At 41.0% G+C, this 2002-nt stretch carries 2 protein-coding genes; both read left to right on the plus strand.

Annotated elements, in window-relative coordinates; genetic code table 11:
* The first annotated feature begins 247 nt into the window (after nucleotides 1-247).
* Nucleotides 248-763 carry a YqeG family HAD IIIA-type phosphatase gene (locus tag E2L07_RS20410; protein ID WP_053431542.1) on the plus strand — a complete coding sequence of 172 codons (516 nt, stop codon included), beginning with the start codon at nucleotides 248-250 and terminating at the stop codon, nucleotides 761-763.
* 2 nt (nucleotides 764-765) lie between these two features.
* Nucleotides 766-1872: a ribosome biogenesis GTPase YqeH gene (gene yqeH, locus E2L07_RS20415; protein ID WP_134230524.1), complete on the plus strand. Its 1107-nt coding sequence runs from the start codon at nucleotides 766-768 to the stop codon at nucleotides 1870-1872.
* The last annotated feature ends 130 nt before the right edge of the window (nucleotides 1873-2002 follow it).

Here is a 2002-nt window from a genome sequence, read left to right on the forward strand (position 1 = left end):
AGCACTGAAAGACTTGAAAGGCTTTTAAAAACCATAAGATTCTCAACGAGGAGAACCCTAAAATCCTGAATTCGCTTACACATATGAGGATGGAAAATACTCCTCCCACAAAAGGTTGACACAATCAAAAGCGAAGGGTCTGTTGATATTATTTTCTATTCGTGGTATACTTACGGTTTGATTGTAACTATTTCCATCGGGCAGACATCGTGATGACTATATTTTAGATGAGAGGTGCTTATTCGTTTTGCTGAAAAGCTTGCTTCCGAACGATTATGTTAAGACAGTCCATGACATCCCGTTAGAGGAATTGAAACAGCAAGGTATAAAAGGAATCATAACCGATTTAGATAACACTTTGGTTGAATGGGATCGTCCTGAGGCAACCCCAGAAGTCAAAGAATGGTTCCAACAAGTGAAAAATGCTGGTATGAAGCTAACGATCGTTTCAAATAATAGCGAAAAGCGAGTTCGCTCATTTGCTGCACCTGTTCAGGTCAACTTTATTCATAGTGCAAAAAAACCGATGACAAAGGCGTTTGTTGAAGCGTGTAAACAGATGAATATTTCAGTAAGTGAAGCGGTAGTAGTTGGCGATCAAATTTTCACTGATGTCCTTGGTGGCAATCGCGCGAACATTCATACGATATTAGTCGTACCAGTGACCGATACAGATGGAGTATTTACAAGGTTTAACCGTCGTATGGAGCGGTATGTTTTAAGCTGGATGAGAAAAAAAGGAATGATCCATTGGGAGGAGTAGACATGAACGAACGAGACATCATTTGTGCCGGCTGTGGCGTGAAAATACAAACAGAATCCAAAGAAATGCTAGGTTATACCCCCCCTTCAGCTTTAAAGCGAGACGTGATCATTTGTCAACGTTGTTTTCGGATGCAGCATTACAATGAAGTGCAAGATGTTTCATTGACAGATGATGACTTTTTAAAAATTTTACATACGATTGGTGAACGAAAGGCGTTAATTGTTAAGCTTGTCGACATATTTGATTTTAATGGCAGCTGGCTTCCTGGTCTCCACCGATTTGTCGGAGGGAATGACGTGCTCTTGATTGGCAATAAGGTAGATCTGTTGCCGAAATCCGTCAATCGAAACCGAATGATCAATTGGATGCGGAAATCAGCAAAGGATTTGGGCTTAAAACCTATAGATGTCGCTTTAATCAGCGGTGAAAAGGGTATAGGAGTAAAAGAGGTCGCTAGCTTAATTGACCGGTTAAGAAAAGGAAAAGATGTTTACGTTGTCGGTGCAACCAATGTAGGAAAGTCAACGTTTATAAATAAAATGATTCAGATCTTTGGCGGCGATGAAGAGCAAATGATTACCACATCCCACTTTCCTGGAACAACGCTCGATATGATCGACATCCCGCTCGATGATGGTAAAACCCTTTATGATACCCCAGGCATTATTAATCACCATCAAATGGCACACTATGTGGCCAAAAATGAGCTCAAGCTAATTACACCGAAGAAGGAAATTAAGCCAAAGGTCTTTCAATTAAACGAAGAGCAAACTCTGTTCTTTGGCGGATTGGCTCGATTTGACTTTGTAAAAGGTGAACGTACGTCTTTTGTATGCTATGTGTCAAACGATCTTTTCATTCATCGGACGAAGCTAGAAAAAGCAGATGAACTTTATGAAAAGCGTCTTGGGGATGTGTTAACGCCACCTGAGGATCCTCAACACTTGCCTTCGTTAGTGAAGCATGAGTTCACCATCCGTGATCAAAAAGTAGATGTCGTGATTTCTGGTTTAGGCTGGGTCACAGTGAATGGAACAAATGTAAAGGTTTGTACATATGCACCGGAAGGCGTTGGCGTCTCCATCCGTGAATCATTAATTTGGTAGTGTCAAAAGTTCTATGAAAAACTAGCACGGTTCATACTACCTACCATTTATTAGGTGGAAATGCCACGCTATCGCTCTTGACAAACACACCAATGGTTTATTCAGAGGTCAATCAAGGGCGAAGGGAACA

Source organism: Halalkalibacterium halodurans, assembly GCF_004376175.1.
GTDB lineage: Bacteria > Bacillota > Bacilli > Bacillales > Bacillaceae_D > Halalkalibacterium > Halalkalibacterium halodurans.

What these genes read in the sequence shown, in the direction of transcription:
- yqeH (WP_134230524.1), top strand. Translation starts at nt 766, where the DNA reads ATGAACGAACGAGACATCATTTGTGCCGGCTGTGGCGTGAAAATACAA.